This is a genomic window from Stenotrophomonas sp. GD03877 (assembly GCF_029840555.1).
Classification (GTDB): Bacteria; Pseudomonadota; Gammaproteobacteria; order Xanthomonadales; family Xanthomonadaceae; genus Stenotrophomonas; species Stenotrophomonas geniculata.
Genome location: NZ_JAOCCT010000010.1, coordinates 19,596 through 37,621, shown reverse-complemented (window position 1 = coordinate 37,621; position 18,026 = coordinate 19,596). Strand labels below are relative to the sequence as shown.

The window sequence follows — 18,026 nt, the reverse complement described above, 5'->3', positions numbered from 1 at the left end:
AGCCGAGCATGGGCTCGGCTCTGCAGAAACAAAGGCATGGCAAGCAGTAAAACGTGATGATCAGGTCAGTGTGTGACCGCGTCCGCAGCTTGGAAGGCGGCATCGAACAGGCGCTGTACCGGCGGGCCCATTTCCCCGGCCAGCAACGCCAGCAGGAACAGGCCCAGCAGCAGCGAGACCGGCAGGCCCAGCTGGATCGGGTTCAGCGCCGGGGCCGCACGGGCCAGCACGCCGAACGCCAGATTCACTGCCAGCATCGCCACGGTCAGCGGGATCGCCAGGGTCAGTGCGCCGCGCAGAACGGTCAGCAGGAAGGTCGGGGCGATGCTGAAGAAGGCGTGCGGGTCCGGCAGCGGTGCGCCGATCGGCAGCGCCCGGTAGCTGTCCACCACCAGTGAGATCAGCGCCAGATGGCCGTTGGCGGTGAAGAACAGCAGGCCGAACAGCAGATAGAACCACTGGCCGATCACGCCCGAGGTACCGCCACGCAGTGGATCACTCATCTGCGCGAAGGCCAGGCCGGTGCCCTGGGCGATCAGTTCGCCGGCCATCGCGCCGGCTTCGAACACCAGCCGTAGCAGGAAGCCGATGGATACGCCGATGGCCAGTTCGCGGGCGATGGTCAGGACCGTGGCGGCATCGAAACCGGTCCAGTCCGGAACCGGAGGCAGCAACGGCGCCAATGCGATGGCCAGGGTGCCGGCCAGGATCACACGGATCCGTGCCGGCACCGCGCGGGTGCCGACCATCGGCATGGCCATGGCCACGGCACCGATGCGCAGCATGGTCCACAGCACGGTGCCGATCATGCCGAAGGCCTGCAGGCCGTCGGCTGCCATCTGGGTGGCGGCGTCCATCGAAGCGCGTGTCCTAGCCGATCAGGTGTGGAATGCGCTGGAACAGCAGCGTGGTGAACTCCACCAGGTGGCCGATCAGCAGGCTGCCCAGCGCGAACAGCACCGCGGTCAGTGCCGCTGCCTTGGCGACGAAGGCGATGGTCGGTTCATTGAGCTGGGTCGCGGCCTGTACCACGCCCACCACCACGCCCACCACCAGCACGGTGAGCAGCAGCGGGCCGGCCACCCACAATACGGTGATCAGGCCGCCACGCAGTTCGGTCAAGGCAAGTTCGGGAGACATTCGGATTCCATCTGCTTATGTAGAGTCGAGCCATGCTCGACTGCCTCTAAATCACGCCGGATTGAAGCTCGCCGCCAACGTACCCACGGTCAGCACCCAGCCATCCACCAGCACGAACAGCAGGATCTTGAACGGTGCTGACACCAGCATCGGCGACAGCATCATCATGCCCATCGACATCAGCACGCTGGCCACGACCAGGTCGATGATCACGAACGGGATGAAGATCAGGAAGCCGATCTCGAAAGCGGTCTTCAGCTCGCTGGTGACGAACGAGGCGACCAGCACCGGGAACGGGATCGCATCGGGACTGGCGTAGGTGCCGTGCCCGGCGATGCCGGCGAAGGTCATCAGGTCGGTCTCGCGGATCTGCGCCAGCATGAAGGCGCGCAGCGGCGAGGTGGTCAGCGTCCAGGCGGTCTGGAAGTCGATCTCGCCATTGAGATAGGGCGCCATGCCGGTGCTCCAGGCCTTGTCCCAGGTTGGCAGCATGATCATTGCGGTAAGGAACAGCGCCAGGCCCAGCAGCACCTGGTTGGACGGCGTCTGCCCGGTGCCCAGTGCCTGGCGCAGCAAGCCCAGCACGATGATGATGCGGGTGAACGAGGTCAGCACCAGCAGCATCGACGGGATCAGGGTGATCGCCGTCATCAGCAGCAGGGTCTGCAGCGGCAGGCTGACCGGCGCACCGCCGATCTTGCCGACGTTGATGTCCGGCAGCGGCGTGGTCGGGGCGCCAGGGGCGGCGAACGCCAGTGCCGGCAACAGGCACAGGGCAAGCATCAGCAGCCACGGCATCAGGGTGGCAAGACGGGTACGGGTGACACGCATGTCAGGGGTCCTTGCGCAGCCGCTGCTGCAGCAGCTGGGCGAAATTCGGCAGGTTCTTGAAGTCCGGCACGCGTACCGGCGCCGGTGGCGGCAGCGGTTCGGGCAGGGTATGCAGGGTATTGATGCCACCGGCGGTGACGCCCAGCAGCAGTTGCTGGCCGTTGACCTCGACCACCACCACGCGTTCCTTGGCGCCGACACTGAGGCTGGCCACCAGCTTCATGCCTTCGGCCGGGCGGAAGCCGCTGCCGGGCATGCGCTTGAGCAGCCAGCCGAGGCCGATGACCAGGGCCAGCACGGCCAGCAGCGCCAGCACCGCACCGAACAGGCTCGGTGCGGCGGCCGCATGCTGGCCGACCTGCGGGCCAACCGGGGCGGCGGCCTTGCCGACCGCCAGCAGGGTGGAGGCCAGCAGGCTCAACGCAGTCTCCGGATCCGCTCACTCGGGCTGACCACATCGGTCAGGCGCACGCCGAAGCGGTCATTGATCACCACGACTTCGCCATGGGCGATCAGGGTGCCGTTGACGAACACATCCAGGGATTCGCCGGCACCACGTTCCAGTTCCACCACCGAGCCCTGGTTGAGCTGCAGCAGGTTGCGGATCGGCAGGCGGGCGCGACCGACTTCCAGCGACAGGGTCACCGGCACGTCCAGGATCACGTCCAGGTTCAGGTCCGGACCGTTCGCCTCATCGGCCTGCAGGCTGCTGAACTGGGCCGGGGTCGGTTCGAGGGCGTCGATATCGTTCATTGCGGGTCTTCCTGGATGACGGGTGCGCGCGGGCGGGTGCCCGGCGGATGGGTAGCGGTGATCTTCACGGCGTTCATGCCGTTGGCGATGCCGAACTCGCCGGTGAACACGGGAATGTTCTCCACGCACAGCGGCACCTGCGGGCTGAGTTCGATCGGCAGGATGTCGCCGACCTTCAGCTGGGTCAGGTCGCGCAGGGTCATGCGCTTGCTGGCCAGCACGCTGGACAGGGTGACTTCGGCGATGTTGAGCTGTTCGCGCAGTGTCTGGCCCCAGCTCTCGTCGCGATCATTGCGGTCGCTCTGGATGCCGGCGTCGAGCAGCTCGCGGATCGGCTCCAGCATCGAATACGGCAGGGTCACGTGGATGTCGCCGCCACCGCCGTCGAGCTCGACGTGCAGGCGGCACACCACCACGTACTCGCGCGGCGTCACGATGTTGGCGAAGTGCGGGTTGATCTCCGAGTTGATGTACTCGAAGTCGACATCCATCACCGGTGCCCACGCCTCGCGCAGGTCGGCGAAGGTCTGCTTCAGCAGCAGGTGGATCACCCGCATTTCGGTAGCGGTGAACTCGCGGCCTTCGATGCGGGTGGGGTAGCGCCCGTCACCACCGAAGAAGTTGTCGACGATGGCGAACACCAGGGTCGGTTCGAACACGATCAGGCCGGTGCCGCGCAGTGGCTTGAAGCGGATCAGGTTCAGGTTGGTCGGCACATACAGCGAGTGCATGTAATCGTTGAACTTGATCAGCTCGATGCCGCGCACGGACAGTTCGGCCGAACGCCGGATCAGGTTGAACAGGCCGATCCGCCACAGGCGCGCGAAACGCTCGTGGACCATTTCCAGGGTCGGCATGCGACCGCGGATGATGCGGTCCTGGCTGGCGAAATCGTACGAACGGGCCTCGCCGGAGGGCGGTTCCGGATCGGTCTCGACCGCACCACTGTCCACGCCGTGGAGCAGGGCATCAATCTCGTCCTGGGACAGCAGGTCATTCATCGGTGGGCCCTTACTGGGTCACGAAGCTGGTGAACAGCAGATCGTCGGCGCCGTTGCTGCCGGTCTCGGCCTTGAGCACCTTCTGCACTTCGGCCAGCGAGGCGGCCTGCAGCTTCTGCTTGCCGGCGACGTCGGCGATCTGATCGGGGCTGACCTGCGAGAACAGCATCAGCAGGCGTGCGCGGATGGCCGGCGCATGGGTCTTGATCGCTTCCAGCGCGGCCGGGTCACGGGTCATCAGCTGTACTTCCAGCTGCAGGTAGCGCGGACCGTCGACCGGGCCGTTGAGGTTGACCACGAACGCAGGGTCCAGCGCGAAGTACTGCGCCGGTGCCGGAGTGCTGGCCTTCTTCGGGGCCTGCGCGGTCTTCTCTTCGTGCTTGGACTGGGTGAAGAACCAGACGCCGCCACCAGCGGCAGCGGCGGCCAATACGGCCACCAGTGCGGTGATCAGGATCGGACTACGCGGCTTGGCGGCCTTGTCCTTCTCGGCGGTCTTCTTGGTTTTGTCAGCGGCTGCGGCCACGGGGTGAAGCTCCTGAGGGTTGCTTCACCGGGATATGCAAGGGGTGTGCCGGAGCCGGGGCAGAGGGGGGCGACGGAATTCCGTCAGGGTGCCGGTGGGGCCGTGCGGAGCAAGCTCCGCACCCACCAACTCGATACTGGCAGGTGCCGACCACACCGCTCTGGTGGGTGCCAACCACATCGCTCTGGTAGGCGCCAACCGCTTCGCTCTGGTGGGTTCCAACCATCCCACTCTGGTAGGTGCCAACCTTGGTTGGCACGCCTGTCAGGCGTATGCGTCCAGCAATCCGCGCTGGCGGATCAACTGCGCGGACGACACGCTGGCGTCGCCCGGCGACGGTTCTCCGTCACCTGCCATGCCGCCGCCAGCGGCCTGGCCCGACGCATTGCCGTCACCACCGGGCGCCTGGTGGCCGACATCGGCATGAGCCAGCTGGAAGCCCTGCTCGCCGAGAAGTTCGCGCAGGCGCGGCAGGCTGCTTTCCAGTGCCTGGCGTACATCCACGTGCGGGCTGCTGAAGCTGGCATGCACCTTGTCGCCGTTCAGCTGCAGGCGCACGTCGACCGGGCCCATGTCGTCCGGACTCAGGCGTATGTGGGCATGGCCGATCTTCTGGTCGGCCAGCCAGCCCAGGCGCGCACCAATTGCCTGGTCGAAACCATCGTCGCCGAGCACCGGCTTCGGTGTCGGTTCGCCATTGAAGATGGCATTGCCCGTGGCCAGCGCGGCCTTCAGATCCTGCACAGCCGCGTTGCCCGGTGCATGCAGCAGCGGCGCCGTGGCGCGGTCGCCGATGAGGGTTGCGTCGCTGCCTTCACCGCGCTCGCCGCGCTTACCGGGCAGCACCAGCTCAGGCAACGGCAGAGTGGTCGCCTGGTCGGCCCCATTGGGGGCGTCGCCTTCGGCGGTGGCCGTAGCGGTCGCCGCTGCTGTGGAGGGCAGGGCTGCTGCGACCGGCAGTGCAGCGGGCGAGGGCAGTGCGTTGCCGTCTGCATCGGTGGCCGTCGCCACTGCTGGCAGAGCGGCGGCAGGATCGGCAGGTGTCGGTACTGCCAGTACCAGTCCTGCCAGACCGAGCGGCGGCCATGGGGCATCCTCGGTCGTCGCCGAGGCGTCCTTTTCGGCAGCGGGCCTGGCTTGCACCGGGGGCACCGTCGCTGCGGTCTCTTCGGGTACGGCAGCGCTGTCCGGCCTGCGCTCGGCGCTGGACTGGCCATTGCTGTCGGATGCCGGCCCCTGTGCAGGCGACGTGGGCATGTTCGAGGGCCTGGAGGATCCATCGGCGCCCGGCGCACCACCCTGCAGCAGCTGGCTGAAATCCTTGCTGCCGTCACTGCGTGATGCGCGCGCTGGGCCGCTGCCAGCGTTCTGCGACTGTGCGTTGGCGCTGCTGGCGAGCGGGGCGGGCATCACGAGCGGCCTCCCTGCTCGGCGCCGTCCTGGTCTTCGATCTGTACCAGGCGGGCGCGGCGGGCACCGATGTCATCCATCTCGCGCTGGTCGCGGCGGTCCGTCACCACCTTCTCCTGTGCGCGGTAGCTGGCGGCCAGTTGTTCCAGCACGGCCTTGTCACGGCTGGCCAGGATCAGCCGGGCGCGCTCGGCTTCCACCTTCTCGCGGTTGCCATTGACCGTGGCCTGTTGCTGTTCGACCGCACTGTCGAGGCGGTCGAGAAACGCACGCCGGTTCAGCAGCTGTGCCGGGCTGGTCGCCGCCATCTGCGCATTCGCATACTCCTCGGCGTAGCGGCGCAGTTCGTCCAGTCGCGACAGATGGGTATCGAGCACGCGCTGGCGTTCGGCCAGATCGCGGGCCACCGCGTCCTCGTGTTCCTGGGCCCGCTTGAGCAGGGGATCGATGCGCTTGGACTGGTTCATGGCTTAACTCTCTTGTTCCACCAGGCGCTGCAGCGCCGCCTGGCTGTGCGGGAGATCTGCGGCCTTGGCAACGTCCTGGCCGAGGAACTCCATGATTTCCGGCCAGCGTTCCAGGGCTTCGTCGGTGGCCGCGTCGTTGCCGCGCTGGTAGGCACCGATGGCGATCAGGTCGCGGTTGGCCGAGTAGGCCGAGACCAGTCGCTTCAACTTGCGGATGCGCAGGCGCCACGGCTCGTCGGCGATTTCCGTGACCACGCGGCTGACCGACGATTCAACGTCGATGGCCGGATACAGGCCACTGTCGGCCACGCGCCGCGAGAGCAGGATGTGGCCGTCGAGGATCGCGCGCGCTGCATCGGCGATCGGATCCTGAGGATCATCGCCTTCGGTCAGCACCGTGTAGAACGCGGTGATCGAACCACGCCCCTTGGCGCCGTTGCCGGCGCGTTCGACCAGTGCCGGCAGCTTGGCGAACACCGACGGCGGATAGCCGCGGGTGGTCGGCGGTTCACCCACCGACAGGCCGATCTCGCGCTGCGCCTGGGCGAAGCGGGTCAGCGAGTCCATCAGCAGCAGCACGTTCAGTCCCTGGTCGCGGAACCATTCGGCGATGGCGGTGGCGCGGTAGGCACCGTGCAGGCGTGCCAGCGGCGGCCGGTCGGCGGGACTGGCCACCACCACGGCGCGGCGCAGGCCTTCCTCGCCCAGCGTGGTCTCGACGAAATCACGGACTTCGCGGCCACGTTCACCGATCAGGCCGACCACGATCACGTCGGCGGCGGTGTAGCGGGTCATCATGCCTAGCAGCGTCGACTTGCCGACGCCGGAACCGGCGAACAGGCCGACACGCTGGCCGCGGCCGATCGGCAGCAGCGCGTTGATCGCACGCACGCCCACGTCCAGCGGCTGGGTGATCGGTTCACGTGCCAGCGGATTGATCGACACGCCGGCCATGCCGACATGGCCCTCGGCGCGGATCGGGCCCTTGCCGTCCAGCGGCACGCCGTCGCTGTCGATGACGCGGCCGAGCAGGCCTTCGCCCACTTCAACGCCGCCACGGCGTGCGGACGGCACCACCCGTGCATTGGGCAGCAGGCCGTGCAGTTCCGCGCTCGGCATCAGGTAAGTGCGCTCGCCGGCGAAGCCGACCACTTCGGCATCGACCCAGCCACCATCGACCACTTCCACCTTGCAGCTGGCACCCAGCGGCGCTTCGCAGCCGACCGCTTCCAGGGTCAGTCCGACCGCGCGGCGCAGCACGCCTTCGCGGATCAGGCCACGGCCATGGGCGGTATCCACGCGCAGGCCATCGAGCCGACGCGCCAGGCGCAGGTTGCGGGCGATGGCCCAGTCGGCCGGTGGCAGCGTCGGCTGCGGATCGGGGGTCATGCATTGGCTCCGGTCTGGCGGATCACCGCGTCCAGCGCGCCGCGCAGGCGGGCTTCCAGGGTGCCGTCGATGCGCACGGCTTCGGCGTGCACGCGAAGATCGCCGCGGCTGAGGCTGGTGTCTGGCACCAGGCGTTGTTGTGGCGGCAGGCTCAACAGCGGGGCGAGGGCGGCGATGTCGTCCGGGTGCAGTCGCACTTCGACCTCGCGGGTGCTGCCGCCCACCGCGTCGATCGCCTCACCGACCAGCTGTGCCAGCAGTGCCGGGTCAGCTTCATAGGCGCGGCCGACCAGCGCGCCAGCGATGCGTACCGCCAGTTCGCCCAGTGCGCCGACGACTTCGTTCTCCAGCCGCACCAGCGGTCGGCTGAAGTTGTCGAGGATGCCTTCGATCTGCGCGGCGAGGCGACGCACTTCCGCCTGTCCCTGGCCGTAACCTTCGCTATGGCCGTGCTGGAAGCCTTCCTTCTCGGCGCTGTCCTGGATGGCCTGGATTTCCTCCAGGGTCGGCAGCTGCAGCGGTGGCTCGGGTTCGTGTTCCGGGTCCGGCTCGGTGAGTTCGAACGCATCCTCCTGATCCAGCACCGGGTCGGGCTGGGCCAGCAGGTCCGGGGCAAGCCAGCGCACGACGTTGCTCACAGCATGGCCTCCGCGCTGCCACCAATGGTGACGGTGCCTTCATCGGCCATGCGCTTGACGATGGCCAGGATCTCGCGCTGCGCGCCTTCCACGTCGGACAGGCGCACCGGGCCACGGGCTTCCATGTCTTCCAGCAGGATCTCGGCCGCGCGCTGCGACATGTTGCGGGTGATCTTGTCGCGCACCTTGATGTCGGCACCGCGCAGGGCCAGGCCCAGGCGCTCGCCGCTCACTTCGCGCAGCACCAGCTGCATCTCGCGGTCGTCCAGGTCCACCAGGTCGTCGAACACGAACATCAGGTCCTGGATGCGGTTGCTCAACGGCGCATCGATGCGGGCGATTTCGCCCAGGATCGCCTGGTCCTGGCCGCTGTCCATGAAGTTCAGGATGTTGGCCGCGCACTGCACGCCGCCGATGTTGGACGACTTCAGGTTCTGGTTGCCGGCGAACTGGCGCTCCATGATCTCGTTGAGTTCATTGAGTGCGTTCGGCGGAATGCCGTCGAGCGTGGCGATGCGCAGCAGCACGTCCACGCGGGTGCGGTCCGGCAGCAGCTTCAGCGCGTCGGCGGCCTGGTCGGTTTCCAGGTGCGCCATCACGATGGCGATGATCTGCGGGTGCTCGTTGCGCACCAGATCGGCCACCGCGCGCGGGTCCATCCACTTCAGCGCGTCCAGCCCGGTGGTGTTGCGGCCGAGCAGGATGCGGTCGATCAGGTTGCCGGCCTTCTCGCTGCCCAGCGCCTGCACCAGCATGTTGCGGATGTAGTCGTCCGAGCCCACGCCCAGCGAGGTCTTCGAGCCCAGTTCCTGGCCGAACTGGTCCATCACCCGTTCCACCTGTTCGCGGGTGATGTCGGTCATGGTGGCCATGGCGATGCCGATCTTCTGCACCTCCTTGGGTTCCATGTGGCGCAGCACTTCGGCTGCATCCAGCTCACCCAGGGACAGCAGCAGCACGGCCGCGCGCTGCACGCCGGTCAGTTGTGCCTCAGTCATTGGCCACCCAGCCCTTGACCACCTGGGCCACGCGCTTGGAGTCGGTCTTCACGGCTTCACGCGCCATCCGCAGTCGTTCCTCATATGAATCCACCGGCAGGGCCAGTGCATCCGGCCCGCCCAGGCTGGCCCGGTCGGCGCCCAGCGCCGGCAGCGGCATGCCATCGTCATCGACCAGCTGCACGTCCGCGGTGTGCGGTTCCAGTGCCTGTTCGTCGTTCTTCCTGTTCTGGCCGGTGATCGCACGCAATGCCGGGCGCAGCACGCCGAACAGCAATGCCAGCACCACCACGGCGCCCAGCAGCATGCGGCCGGCATCGTGCACCCACGGCAGCTCCCACCAGGCCGGGCCTTCGACCGGCGTGGTATCACGCACGAACGGGGCGTTCATCACCGACACGGTATCGCCACGCTCGGCATTGAAACCGACGGCCTGCTTGACCAGTGCCTCGACGCGGGTCAATTCGGCGGCCGACAGCGGCTGCGGGCTGACCTTGCCGTTGGCGCCGGCGCGCGGCACGTTGTCCACCAGGACCGCCACCGAGACGCGCTTGATGCGGCCCGCCGGCTGACGGGTGTGCTGCAGGGTGCGGTCCAGCTCGTAGTTGCGGGTCGCGTTCTTGCTGCTTTCGGTCGGCGCCTGCGCGGTGGCCGGCGCGGCCTGCTGGCCCGGCGGGCTGTTGCTGGTCGCGCCCGGCACGCCCTGCGGGCCCGGGGTGCTGGTGGTGTTCTCGCTCATCTGCTCGCTGCGCAGCTTCTGCGGTTCACCGTTGTAGAGCTCACGGGCTTCCTCGGTTACCGAGAAATCCATGTCCACGCTCACTTCCGGATTGACGCGGCCAGGACCGGTCATCGGCTCCAGCAGCTCGCGGATGCGCTGGTTGAACGAGGTTTCCTGGCGGCGCACCTGCTCGAACTGGGCAGCGTTGACCGCCGCCTCACTGTTCGGGTCGCTGACGCTGAGCATGCGCCCGCTCTGGTCGACCACGGTCACCCGTTCCGGGGCGAGATCCGGGATGCTGGCCGCGACCATGTGCACGATGGCGTCCACCTGGCTGCGTTCCAGCTGCTGGCCGCCACGCAGTTCCAGGGTCACCGAGGCGCTGGCCACGTCACGCTGGCGGGTGAAGGCGCTGGGCTTGGGAATGGCCAGGTGCACGCGCGAATCGCGCACCGGGCGCAGCGTGTTGATGGTGCGCGACAGCTCGGTTTCCAGCGCATGCTGGTAGCGCGCGCTTTCGACGAACTGGCTGACGCCGAAGCCCGGGTCGCGCTCCATCAGCTCGAAGCCGAGCTTGCCGCTGTCGGTCAGGCCGGAGCCGGCCAGCTTCAGGCGCGCGTCGTGCAGGTTCTTTTCCGGCACGGTGATGCCACCGGTGGCCGGGTCGAGCGCGAACGGAATCTGCGCGGCGCGCAGCAGGTCGGTCGCTTCAGCGGTCGCCTTCTGGTCCAGGCCGGTGTACAGCGGGACCATGCCCGGCTTCTGCGACCAGAAGAACACGGACAGGCCTGCCGCCACCGCCACCGCGATCATCGCCATCAGGCCCAGCCGACGGGTAATCTGCAGACTCTGCAGGCGGTCGAACCATTGCCCGGCCTTTTCGGCGTTCAGGCTGTCCTTGGAGAGCGTCAGTGCCATGCGTCTCTATTCCTTACAGCGGCATGTTCATCACGTCCTGGTAAGCCTGGACGAGACGGTTGCGGACTTCCACGGTGGCGCGGAAGGCGATCTGGGACTGCTGCGAGGCGACCATCACCTTGGCGAGGTCGGCGCTGGGGTCGCCCACTTCGAAGGCTTTGGCGAGGGCGCCGGATTTCTGTTGCGCATCGTTGACGCCGGCAATCGCACCACGCAGGGTTTCGGTGAAGCTGGCCGGCTGGGCCTGCGGTGCGTCCAGCACCGTGCCCGGCAGGGCGTTGCTGCGCGGCGTTTCGCCCAGCGGGTTGAGCGCCGGCTGTCCCATCTGGGTCTGATAGGAGCGGATCTGCGAAAGGATCGAAGTGACGGAGTGGGACATCTGCAACGGTTCCAGAAACAGGGATGGGGGTGTCTGGGGGAACAGGTGCAAGTGCCGTGCCGAAACCGGTTTTCGATTCAGTGAAGTGAGGGTGTGGGTGTGCTGGCAGGGCTGCGCCCTGCACCCGCCGACGCCACGTCAACGTCAACGGCGGGCTATCCGTGGGGTGGCGGGGTGGGTCCGGTTGCGGGGGCCGCTGCAAGTACGTCCATGTAAGCTCGGTCGCCGCATCCATGCGGCTCACGCCCCCGCAACCGGACCCACCCCGCCTTCGACAGACCTCCGCGATCTGTCAGGACGGCATCCTGCTCTGGTGGGTGTCGACCTTGGTCGACACGTTTTGGTCGGCACGGGATCTGACCCCATTGGTGGCGCCATTTAACCGGCGTCGGTTTTCTGGCCTACGGCTGCAGGGTCCAGTGGCCGGAATTCTGGCGCTGGGAAATGCCAAGGGGTCGGAACTCTTTCCGATGCCAAGGGATCTGTCCCCGGCTGTACCTGTCAGCTAACAGGTTTGGCCGGTGCGCGTTCGACGCCCCGACTTCGTTCCGGACTAAACAGCGCCACGGCTGTTCGGAAAGTCTTCCTTCACCTCTTGGAGCCATGCCTCGAAGAAATGGCTGGGTAGGAGATTTTCGGTATTGGAGAAATGAAGGTCATGGCTGAACTTGATGCTCAGCTTTCCGGTAACCACGTGCAAGTGTGCCTTCAGCTGGGTAGGAGGCTCCCGCTCATGACCTTCATGAAGCTCAACTAGGCGGCCAAAGTCGTCCAGAAGAAAGTTCAGCAAGGCGAAGCCACGGTCATCTGATACATCAAACTGCTGTCCATTCCGGGCGGCGGGAGAGTCGTTCAACTCGTGAATCCTGTAGACGCCACTACCTATTTCATAGAAGACGTCTGCAGAGGAAGTACCAGCTTCCGCAGCGCCGTACAGGTACACACCATCCACGCGATTCTCTCCGTACTCCAGACAAACGCTGAGCATGGATTCCAGTATTTCCTGCATGGAGCTTTCAAAGGTCTCGCTCATGACATTCCTCGGTGGCAATCGCAACCCTTGAGGCTATTGCGTCCCGGGGCGAAGCGCATTGGGAATAGTTGCAAATCCCAAAAACACCAACGCCCGGGCAAGCCCAGGCGTTCGTGCCCCCTTCATGCTGGTAGCACGCTTCAGCCGGCCAGTTCGGCCGGCTCGCGTTCGATGCCGTACTTGCGCAGCTTTTCCACCAGGGTGGTGCGGCGCAGGCCGAGCAGCTGGGCGGCGTGGGCGACCACGCCCTGGGTGCGCTCCAGTGCTTCGTTGATCAGGCCCAGTTCGATGTTGGCCATGTGGTTGCGCAGGTCCAGGCCGTCGTCCGGCAACGCGGCGGGCGCTGCGGCGCGGTTGACGGCGATGCCGTGCTCGAGCGACGGCTGGTTGCCGCTGCCCGGGGTGTGGAACGAGAAGCTGCGCAGGTCCAGGCGCTCTTCGCTGGCGACCACCGGCGGCGCTGTGGCAACAGCGACAGCGGCCAGCGCGGCGTCGCCGCGATAACGTGCCGGCAGATCCTGCACGCGCACCGAGCCACCCGGGTGCAACACCGCCAGGCGTTCGACCAGGTTGGTCAGCTCGCGCACGTTGCCCGGCCACTCATAAGTGGCCAGCGCCTGCAGTGCTTCCGGGGTGAAGCGCACTTCGCCACGGCCGGTGCGCGCCAGCTGGGTGGCGATGGTTTCCACCAGGGCCGGCAGGTCTTCGCGACGCTCGCGCAGCGCCGGCACGTCGATCGGGAACACGTTGAGGCGATAGAACAGATCCTCGCGGAACTTGCCTTCGGCGATGCGCGTTTCCAGATCGCGGTGGGTCGCGGCCACGACGCGCACGTTGCAGCGGATGGTCTGGTTGCCGCCGACGCGCTCGAAGCTGCGTTCCTGCAGCACGCGCAGCAGCTTTACCTGCATCGGCAGGCTCATGTCGCCGATTTCGTCGAGCAGCAGGGTGCCGCCCTCGGCCATTTCGAAACGCCCCTTGCGGGCGGTCAGTGCGCCGGTGAACGCACCCTTTTCGTGGCCGAACAGTTCGCTTTCCAGCAGGTCCGGCGGAATGGCGCCGCAGTTGATCGCCACGAACGGGCCATCACGGCGCGGCGAGCGCTGGTGGATCGCACGCGACACGACTTCCTTGCCGGTACCGGATTCGCCCAGCACCAGTACGGTGGTATCGAACGCGGCAACCTGCTCGATCATGGTGCGCAGCGCAGTCACCGCCGGGCCGTTGCCGGTCGGGCCTTGATCCTGCGCGGCACCGGCCTGGTGCTCGGCGTCCAGGCGCTTGAGGCTGGCGCGGCGCAGCAGGGCTTCCATCTGCGCATGGCGCAGCGGCGTTTCCAGCGGCCAGATGTTGGCTTCGTGCAGGCCGTGCTGGCGGGCAAACGTTACCCCGTCACCATCGGCCAGCAGCACCGGCGGCGGCAGGCTGCTGCCACCCAGCCAGTTGTAGAGTGCGGTGCTGGCGGCGTTGTCGTCCAGGCTGCCGACGATCACCGCCATCCAATCGTTCTGGCGCTGGCGACCCAGGTCGAAGTCGGCCGCGTCGGACACCCAGCGCGGGTTGAAGTCCATGAATTCCAGCAGGGCAACGGTGCGCTCTGCGCGCACGGCGTCGTTGTCCAGTACCAGGATGCGCGATTCGCTCACGATCGATCCTCCCTGAGGCCTTCCAGGATCGGCATGACTTCCTGGATGTAGGACAGCTTGCTGACGAAATTGTCGGCGCCGGCGCGCAGCGCGTGCTCGCGGTGCTCGGCGTCGTCAAAGTGGCTGGCGATCACGATGTACGGTGCATCGTCCTGCGACTTGATCAGGCGGGTGGCCTGCAGGCCACCCATCTCCGGCATGGCCAGATCCATCAATACGACCTGCGGGCGCAGCGTTTCCGAACGCTCGATCGCTTCCAGGCCATTGCCGGCACTGCCGACGATCTGCAGCCAGTCGATCTTGCGGAAATGGCGCATCGCCGCATTGATGAAGCCCTCGTGGTCATCGACCAACAGGACCGTGAGCTTGTTCATGTCCAACATCCTTTTCAGCCCACCCGGGCCAGCTGCGGTTGCCTGGCGCCAAGCCGGCGCCGTTCACGGGCCGGGGCGATGTCCAGTTGTTCTCGGTATTTTGCGACGGTTCGGCGGGCAATGTTCACCCCCTGGCGCGACAGCAGGCCGGCGATGGCCTCGTCGGCCAGCGGCCGGCCGGCCGGTTCGGCGTCGATCAGGCGGCGGACCATGGCCTTCACGGCCTGGCCGGAGACGCTGGCGCCTTCCAGGCGCACGGCGAAGAAGTGCTTCAGTTCGAAGGTGCCGCGCGGGGTCTGCAGGAACTTGCCGGTGGTGATGCGCGAGACGGTGGACTCGTGCATGCCGATTTCCTCGGCCACTTCCTTCAGGGTCAGCGGGGCCATCGCCTCTTCGCCACGCACCAGGAAGGCGGCCTGGCGCTCGACGATCACCCGCGCGGTGCGCAGCAGGGTGTCGTAGCGCATCGACAGGCCGCGGCTGAACCAGCGCGCCTCCTGCAGCATCTCGCGCAGTGCCGGCGCGGCTTCGCTGGTTTCGGCCAGCGCCTGTTCGTACTGGCTGTTGATCGAGACGCGGCGGCTGGTGGCCGGGTTCAGTGCCACCTTCCATTGCCCATCGGCGTGCCAGGCCACGACGTCCGGCACCACCACCGCGTTGCGTTCGGGCAGCAGGCTGTCGCCCGGGCGCGGCTGCAGCGAGAGGATCAGGCGCACCGCCTCGCGCACGTCGTCGATCTCGGCGTCGTGCTGGCGGGCGAGGGCAGGGTAGTCGTGGGCGGCCAGCGCATCGAGCGCGCCATCGAGGATGCGGGCGGCCAGATGGCGAGCGGGGACCACGCCGTGCAGGCTGCGCAGCTGTGCCTGCAGGCCTTCGCGCAGGTCCTGCGCGGCCATGCCAGCGGGTTCTCCGTGCAGCAGCTGCTGGCGGATGGCTTCCACGCCGTCGGCCGCGATATCGAACTGGGCGCTGGCCAGCAACTGCAGCTGGCCCAGCGGTGCCTGCAGGTAGCCGGCCTCGTCGCAGTGATCGAGCCAGAACGCGGCCACCGCCAGTTCGCGGTCGTCCATGTCCAGCGACAGGCGCTGAAGCACACGCAGCTGCGGGTCGGTCGATTCGCCGGCGGCAATGCGCGCCATGCGGTCGTCGTCGCCGTCCTGCCAGCTGGCGCCGGCCACGTCCCACATCGAAGACTCCGGCAGCTCGTCGAAGGCGGCGGTGTCCATCGTCGTGGCGCTGGCCTCGGTGGCATCGGCTGCGGGCGCGTCGGCCTCTTCGATCTCCAGCAACGGATTGGAGTCCAGCAGGCGCTGGATTTCCTGTTCCAGGTGCAGCCCATCGAGCTGCAGCAGCCGGATCGACTGCAGCAACTGCGGGGTAAGGTGAAGTTGTTGGCCCAGCTGGGTCGAGAGTGCAGCCTTCATCGTGGTTCCCCGGCACCGCTCCCCGGCGCCTTGTGGAACGCATCTTGCTTTTGATCCGGCGGGGGCGGAATCAGGGGGTTCCTGAGGGGCTTCGTGAATGTCCTGACAGGATGTAGGGGTATTCCCTACATCGGCGCGGAATGTTGACGATGATCGCGCCTAAGTTGCTGATTTTCGGTGTGGTTGCCGGGTTGACCGGGCTGCGCCGTGTACGGGTTCCTGTCGGAGCGTGTCAGGGTGACGGGAATTCGTCGCCGGTGCAGTGCCGGGCAGGGGTCAGATCCCTTTCCTGCGGAAAGGGATCTGACCCCATTCGCAGGCAATCACTCCAGCTCGTGCTGGTGGCGCGCGGCCAGCAGCAGCAGATCGTTGGCGCGGCGGCAGCCCAGCGATTCCATCATGCGTGCGCGGTGGGTCTCCACCGTCTTGACGCTGATGCCGAGGTCGGCGGCGATCTCCTTGTTGCTCTCACCCTTGCCGATGCGGCGCAGGATCTCGCGCTGGCGCGGCGACAGTGCGGCGATGCCGGTAGGTTTCTCGCGACCGAGCATCGGTGCCAGCATCTTGGCGGAGATCTGCGGGCTCAGGAACACCTGTCCGGCGTGCGCGGCACGCAGCGCCAGTTCCAGCTCCTGCGGCGCGGCATCCTTGACCAGGAACCCGACCGCGCCGCGATCGAGTGCATCGCGCACGTGCGCGGCGTCGTCGTGCATGGTCATCATCACCACCCGCGTGCCGGGAGCGCGCAGGCGGATGTCACTGAGGGCTTCCAGGCCGGTGCGGCCGGGCAGCGACAGATCCATCAGCACCACATCCGGTGCGTGCTGCAGGGCCAGCTGCAGTGCCTGTTCGGCGTTGCTGGCCTCGGCGACGAGCTGCACGTCGGCAAACCCCTGCAGCAGCCGCGCCAGGCCGGCGCGGACGAGGGTGTGATCGTCGACGATGAGAACTCGCACAGGCACGCAACAGATCCGTGTAGGGGAGTCCACCTTAACTTAGCTGAACGGGCGCGCCAAGGCTTGCCCATCCGCCGCCATGGTGGCAGGTTTCAGCGGGCGCGGCGTGCTTCGGCCACCTGGCGGCGATGCAGGCGGAACAGATGCCGCTCCATCGCCATTCCCAGGCCATCGCCGAGGCGCTGGAAACGCAGCCAGAGGTAGTGGCCACCGCCGCCGTCGGCCGCTTCGGCGATCACTTCCACGGGCAGGTCGATATGGTCGGGCAGCCAGTCGCTCGGCTGCAGGCGCACCACGCCGGCCTGGCCGGTGCTGGCACCGCTGCGCGGACCCAGCTGCAGGCGGATGCCGCGCCGTGACCAGCGCACCGGGCGCAGGGTCAGTTCCTGGCCCTGCTGGCGTACCAGCCGGCCCAGCAGCACCATCGCCAGGTCCAGCTTGGCTTCCAGTCGTTGCAGTTGCAGGCTGGCTTCGTTGCGGTCGTCATGCTCGTCTGCGCGGCTGTCCTCGACCAGGGCAAGGCTGCGCAGCAGGCCTTCGGCACTACTGGTGCGACCGGCGGCGCTGCCTGCCTGGAACTCTGCCGGCAGCGCCAGCTCGCAGCTGAGCGTTTCGTCGAACAGCTCGCTTTCGGCCGGGTGGTGCAGCGACGTGGTCGGCAGTTGGGTCATGCCAGCGATTCTGCCTGCAGGTAGGCATGCGCCGCGCGAAGGGAGCGGCCGGTGTGCTTCAGGTGCGCGGCGGCTTCGTCGCGCAGGGAGATCATGCGTGCCAGCACGCGTTGCTGGTGGTCGCGCAACGCGAGGATGGACGCATCACTGGGGCGCTCGACAACCAGCGACAGCGCGGCAACTGCTTCCAGGTGCGCGGCCATCAGGCGCTCGCTGGTTTCGTGGTCCTCGCCTGGCAGGCTTGCTTCCAGTGTATCGAGGGCGTCATGCATCGATTGCAGGTTCATGGCCCCACCGCCTTGGTCACCTGGCGCTGGTCTGCCGGAATTGCGTTCCATGCAGAGTCGATCTCCACCATCAAGCCCAGCGCTTCCTTCAGCGCGGTTGGATCGTTGTGCAGGTTGCCCTCGGTCAGGCGCATGATGACGAAGTCGTACAACGCCGACAGGTTGCCGGCAATCTCACCACCGGCTTCATGGTCGAGCGAGCCGTTGAGGTGGCCGACGATGGCGCAGGCTTCGCCGATGGCCTTGCCCTTGCGCGCCTGGTCATTGCGCTGCAGCGACGCTTCAGCCGTGCGGATGCGCTCGCAGGCACCGGCCAGCAGCAATGCCACCAGCTTGTGTGGATCGGCATCGACGACCGAGGTGGTCACGCCGACTTTTCGGTACTGCTCGGCGAACTGCCGATTGGAACCGTACATAGGGGAAGTCTCCTGGAATGCCTGCCCATCCGCGTGGGTGGTGGGATT

At 67.0% G+C, this 18,026-nt stretch carries 22 protein-coding genes; all 22 read right to left on the bottom strand.

Annotated elements, in window-relative coordinates; all coding sequences use genetic code 11:
- Nucleotides 1-65: 65 nt before the first annotated feature.
- Nucleotides 66-857: a flagellar biosynthetic protein FliR gene (gene fliR, locus N5D20_RS09790; RefSeq protein WP_005409539.1), complete on the bottom strand. Its 792-nt coding sequence runs from the start codon at nucleotides 855-857 to the stop codon at nucleotides 66-68.
- A 13-nt stretch (nucleotides 858-870) separates the two neighbouring features.
- On the bottom strand, nucleotides 871-1,140 hold the full coding sequence (locus N5D20_RS09785; protein ID WP_005413254.1) for a flagellar biosynthetic protein FliQ: 270 nt from the start codon (nucleotides 1,138-1,140) through the stop codon (nucleotides 871-873).
- A gap of 51 nt (nucleotides 1,141-1,191) precedes the next feature.
- Nucleotides 1,192-1,971 carry a flagellar type III secretion system pore protein FliP gene (gene fliP / locus N5D20_RS09780; RefSeq protein WP_043395553.1) on the bottom strand — a complete coding sequence of 260 codons (780 nt, stop codon included), beginning with the start codon at nucleotides 1,969-1,971 and terminating at the stop codon, nucleotides 1,192-1,194.
- A 1-nt stretch (nucleotide 1,972) separates the two neighbouring features.
- Entirely contained in the window at nucleotides 1,973-2,371 is a 399-nt protein-coding gene (fliO, locus tag N5D20_RS09775) for a flagellar biosynthetic protein FliO (RefSeq protein WP_180848852.1), read from the bottom strand.
- Between the two features lie 17 nt (nucleotides 2,372-2,388).
- A complete protein-coding gene (gene fliN / locus N5D20_RS09770; protein WP_005409543.1) occupies nucleotides 2,389-2,724 on the bottom strand; it encodes a flagellar motor switch protein FliN in 336 nt (111 codons plus the stop codon).
- The gene (gene fliM, locus N5D20_RS09765; protein WP_010482429.1) at nucleotides 2,721-3,725 is read right to left on the bottom strand and encodes a flagellar motor switch protein FliM; all 1,005 of its coding nucleotides are present in this window, start codon (nucleotides 3,723-3,725) and stop codon (nucleotides 2,721-2,723) included. Before fliM ends, fliN begins: the two co-directional genes overlap by 4 nt.
- A gap of 10 nt (nucleotides 3,726-3,735) precedes the next feature.
- On the bottom strand, nucleotides 3,736-4,251 hold the full coding sequence (locus N5D20_RS09760; RefSeq protein WP_005409545.1) for a flagellar basal body-associated FliL family protein: 516 nt from the start codon (nucleotides 4,249-4,251) through the stop codon (nucleotides 3,736-3,738).
- A 264-nt stretch (nucleotides 4,252-4,515) separates the two neighbouring features.
- Nucleotides 4,516-5,661, bottom strand: a complete 1,146-nt coding sequence (locus tag N5D20_RS09755) for a flagellar hook-length control protein FliK (RefSeq protein WP_197579432.1) — start codon at nucleotides 5,659-5,661, stop codon at nucleotides 4,516-4,518.
- The gene (gene fliJ / locus N5D20_RS09750; RefSeq protein ID WP_010485935.1) at nucleotides 5,661-6,128 is read right to left on the bottom strand and encodes a flagellar export protein FliJ; all 468 of its coding nucleotides are present in this window, start codon (nucleotides 6,126-6,128) and stop codon (nucleotides 5,661-5,663) included. Before fliJ ends, N5D20_RS09755 begins: the two co-directional genes overlap by 1 nt.
- A 3-nt stretch (nucleotides 6,129-6,131) precedes the next feature.
- Complete coding sequence (locus N5D20_RS09745; protein WP_049412701.1) at nucleotides 6,132-7,517, bottom strand: FliI/YscN family ATPase; 1,386 nt, start codon at nucleotides 7,515-7,517, stop codon at nucleotides 6,132-6,134.
- Nucleotides 7,514-8,155, bottom strand: a complete 642-nt coding sequence (locus N5D20_RS09740; RefSeq protein WP_010485931.1) for a FliH/SctL family protein — start codon at nucleotides 8,153-8,155, stop codon at nucleotides 7,514-7,516. The genes N5D20_RS09745 and N5D20_RS09740 overlap by 4 nt, the downstream gene beginning before the upstream one ends.
- Nucleotides 8,152-9,138 carry a flagellar motor switch protein FliG gene (gene fliG / locus N5D20_RS09735; protein ID WP_024958226.1) on the bottom strand — a complete coding sequence of 329 codons (987 nt, stop codon included), beginning with the start codon at nucleotides 9,136-9,138 and terminating at the stop codon, nucleotides 8,152-8,154. Before fliG ends, N5D20_RS09740 begins: the two co-directional genes overlap by 4 nt.
- A 7-nt stretch (nucleotides 9,139-9,145) precedes the next feature.
- Entirely contained in the window at nucleotides 9,146-10,792 is a 1,647-nt protein-coding gene (gene fliF, locus N5D20_RS09730; RefSeq protein ID WP_010485928.1) for a flagellar basal-body MS-ring/collar protein FliF, read from the bottom strand.
- Between the two features lie 13 nt (nucleotides 10,793-10,805).
- Nucleotides 10,806-11,171 (bottom strand): flagellar hook-basal body complex protein FliE, encoded by a 366-nt coding sequence (gene fliE / locus N5D20_RS09725; RefSeq protein WP_197579433.1) that lies wholly within the window; start codon nucleotides 11,169-11,171, stop codon nucleotides 10,806-10,808.
- Between the two features lie 553 nt (nucleotides 11,172-11,724).
- The gene (locus tag N5D20_RS09720) at nucleotides 11,725-12,204 is read right to left on the bottom strand and encodes a hypothetical protein (protein ID WP_197579693.1); all 480 of its coding nucleotides are present in this window, start codon (nucleotides 12,202-12,204) and stop codon (nucleotides 11,725-11,727) included.
- A 140-nt stretch (nucleotides 12,205-12,344) separates the two neighbouring features.
- Complete coding sequence (locus N5D20_RS09715; protein WP_197579695.1) at nucleotides 12,345-13,850, bottom strand: sigma-54 dependent transcriptional regulator; 1,506 nt, start codon at nucleotides 13,848-13,850, stop codon at nucleotides 12,345-12,347.
- Entirely contained in the window at nucleotides 13,847-14,224 is a 378-nt protein-coding gene (locus N5D20_RS09710) for a response regulator transcription factor (protein WP_010485922.1), read from the bottom strand. The genes N5D20_RS09715 and N5D20_RS09710 overlap by 4 nt, the downstream gene beginning before the upstream one ends.
- A gap of 14 nt (nucleotides 14,225-14,238) precedes the next feature.
- The gene (gene rpoN, locus N5D20_RS09705) at nucleotides 14,239-15,648 is read right to left on the bottom strand and encodes an RNA polymerase factor sigma-54 (RefSeq protein ID WP_197579697.1); all 1,410 of its coding nucleotides are present in this window, start codon (nucleotides 15,646-15,648) and stop codon (nucleotides 14,239-14,241) included.
- A gap of 323 nt (nucleotides 15,649-15,971) precedes the next feature.
- Entirely contained in the window at nucleotides 15,972-16,604 is a 633-nt protein-coding gene (locus N5D20_RS09700; protein WP_010485918.1) for a response regulator transcription factor, read from the bottom strand.
- Between the two features lie 92 nt (nucleotides 16,605-16,696).
- Nucleotides 16,697-17,275 carry a PilZ domain-containing protein gene (locus N5D20_RS09695; protein ID WP_197579699.1) on the bottom strand — a complete coding sequence of 193 codons (579 nt, stop codon included), beginning with the start codon at nucleotides 17,273-17,275 and terminating at the stop codon, nucleotides 16,697-16,699.
- A complete protein-coding gene (locus N5D20_RS09690; RefSeq protein WP_197579701.1) occupies nucleotides 17,272-17,562 on the bottom strand; it encodes a hypothetical protein in 291 nt (96 codons plus the stop codon). The genes N5D20_RS09695 and N5D20_RS09690 overlap by 4 nt, the downstream gene beginning before the upstream one ends.
- Nucleotides 17,559-17,978, bottom strand: a complete 420-nt coding sequence (gene fliS, locus N5D20_RS09685) for a flagellar export chaperone FliS (protein ID WP_088610801.1) — start codon at nucleotides 17,976-17,978, stop codon at nucleotides 17,559-17,561. The genes N5D20_RS09690 and fliS overlap by 4 nt, the downstream gene beginning before the upstream one ends.
- Nucleotides 17,979-18,026 lie beyond the last annotated feature (48 nt).

What these genes read in the sequence shown, in the direction of transcription:
- fliR (WP_005409539.1), bottom strand. Translation starts at nt 857, where the DNA reads ATGGACGCCGCCACCCAGATGGCAGCCGACGGCCTGCAGGCCTTCGGC.
- N5D20_RS09785 (WP_005413254.1), bottom strand. Translation starts at nt 1,140, where the DNA reads ATGTCTCCCGAACTTGCCTTGACCGAACTGCGTGGCGGCCTGATCACC.
- fliP (WP_043395553.1), bottom strand. Translation starts at nt 1,971, where the DNA reads ATGCGTGTCACCCGTACCCGTCTTGCCACCCTGATGCCGTGGCTGCTG.
- fliN (WP_005409543.1), bottom strand. Translation starts at nt 2,724, where the DNA reads ATGAACGATATCGACGCCCTCGAACCGACCCCGGCCCAGTTCAGCAGC.
- fliM (WP_010482429.1), bottom strand. Translation starts at nt 3,725, where the DNA reads ATGAATGACCTGCTGTCCCAGGACGAGATTGATGCCCTGCTCCACGGC.
- N5D20_RS09755 (WP_197579432.1), bottom strand. Translation starts at nt 5,661, where the DNA reads ATGCCCGCCCCGCTCGCCAGCAGCGCCAACGCACAGTCGCAGAACGCT.
- fliJ (WP_010485935.1), bottom strand. Translation starts at nt 6,128, where the DNA reads ATGAACCAGTCCAAGCGCATCGATCCCCTGCTCAAGCGGGCCCAGGAA.
- N5D20_RS09745 (WP_049412701.1), bottom strand. Translation starts at nt 7,517, where the DNA reads ATGACCCCCGATCCGCAGCCGACGCTGCCACCGGCCGACTGGGCCATC.
- fliF (WP_010485928.1), bottom strand. Translation starts at nt 10,792, where the DNA reads ATGGCACTGACGCTCTCCAAGGACAGCCTGAACGCCGAAAAGGCCGGG.
- fliE (WP_197579433.1), bottom strand. Translation starts at nt 11,171, where the DNA reads ATGTCCCACTCCGTCACTTCGATCCTTTCGCAGATCCGCTCCTATCAG.
- N5D20_RS09720 (WP_197579693.1), bottom strand. Translation starts at nt 12,204, where the DNA reads ATGAGCGAGACCTTTGAAAGCTCCATGCAGGAAATACTGGAATCCATG.
- N5D20_RS09710 (WP_010485922.1), bottom strand. Translation starts at nt 14,224, where the DNA reads ATGAACAAGCTCACGGTCCTGTTGGTCGATGACCACGAGGGCTTCATC.
- rpoN (WP_197579697.1), bottom strand. Translation starts at nt 15,648, where the DNA reads ATGAAGGCTGCACTCTCGACCCAGCTGGGCCAACAACTTCACCTTACC.
- N5D20_RS09695 (WP_197579699.1), bottom strand. Translation starts at nt 17,275, where the DNA reads ATGACCCAACTGCCGACCACGTCGCTGCACCACCCGGCCGAAAGCGAG.
- N5D20_RS09690 (WP_197579701.1), bottom strand. Translation starts at nt 17,562, where the DNA reads ATGAACCTGCAATCGATGCATGACGCCCTCGATACACTGGAAGCAAGC.
- fliS (WP_088610801.1), bottom strand. Translation starts at nt 17,978, where the DNA reads ATGTACGGTTCCAATCGGCAGTTCGCCGAGCAGTACCGAAAAGTCGGC.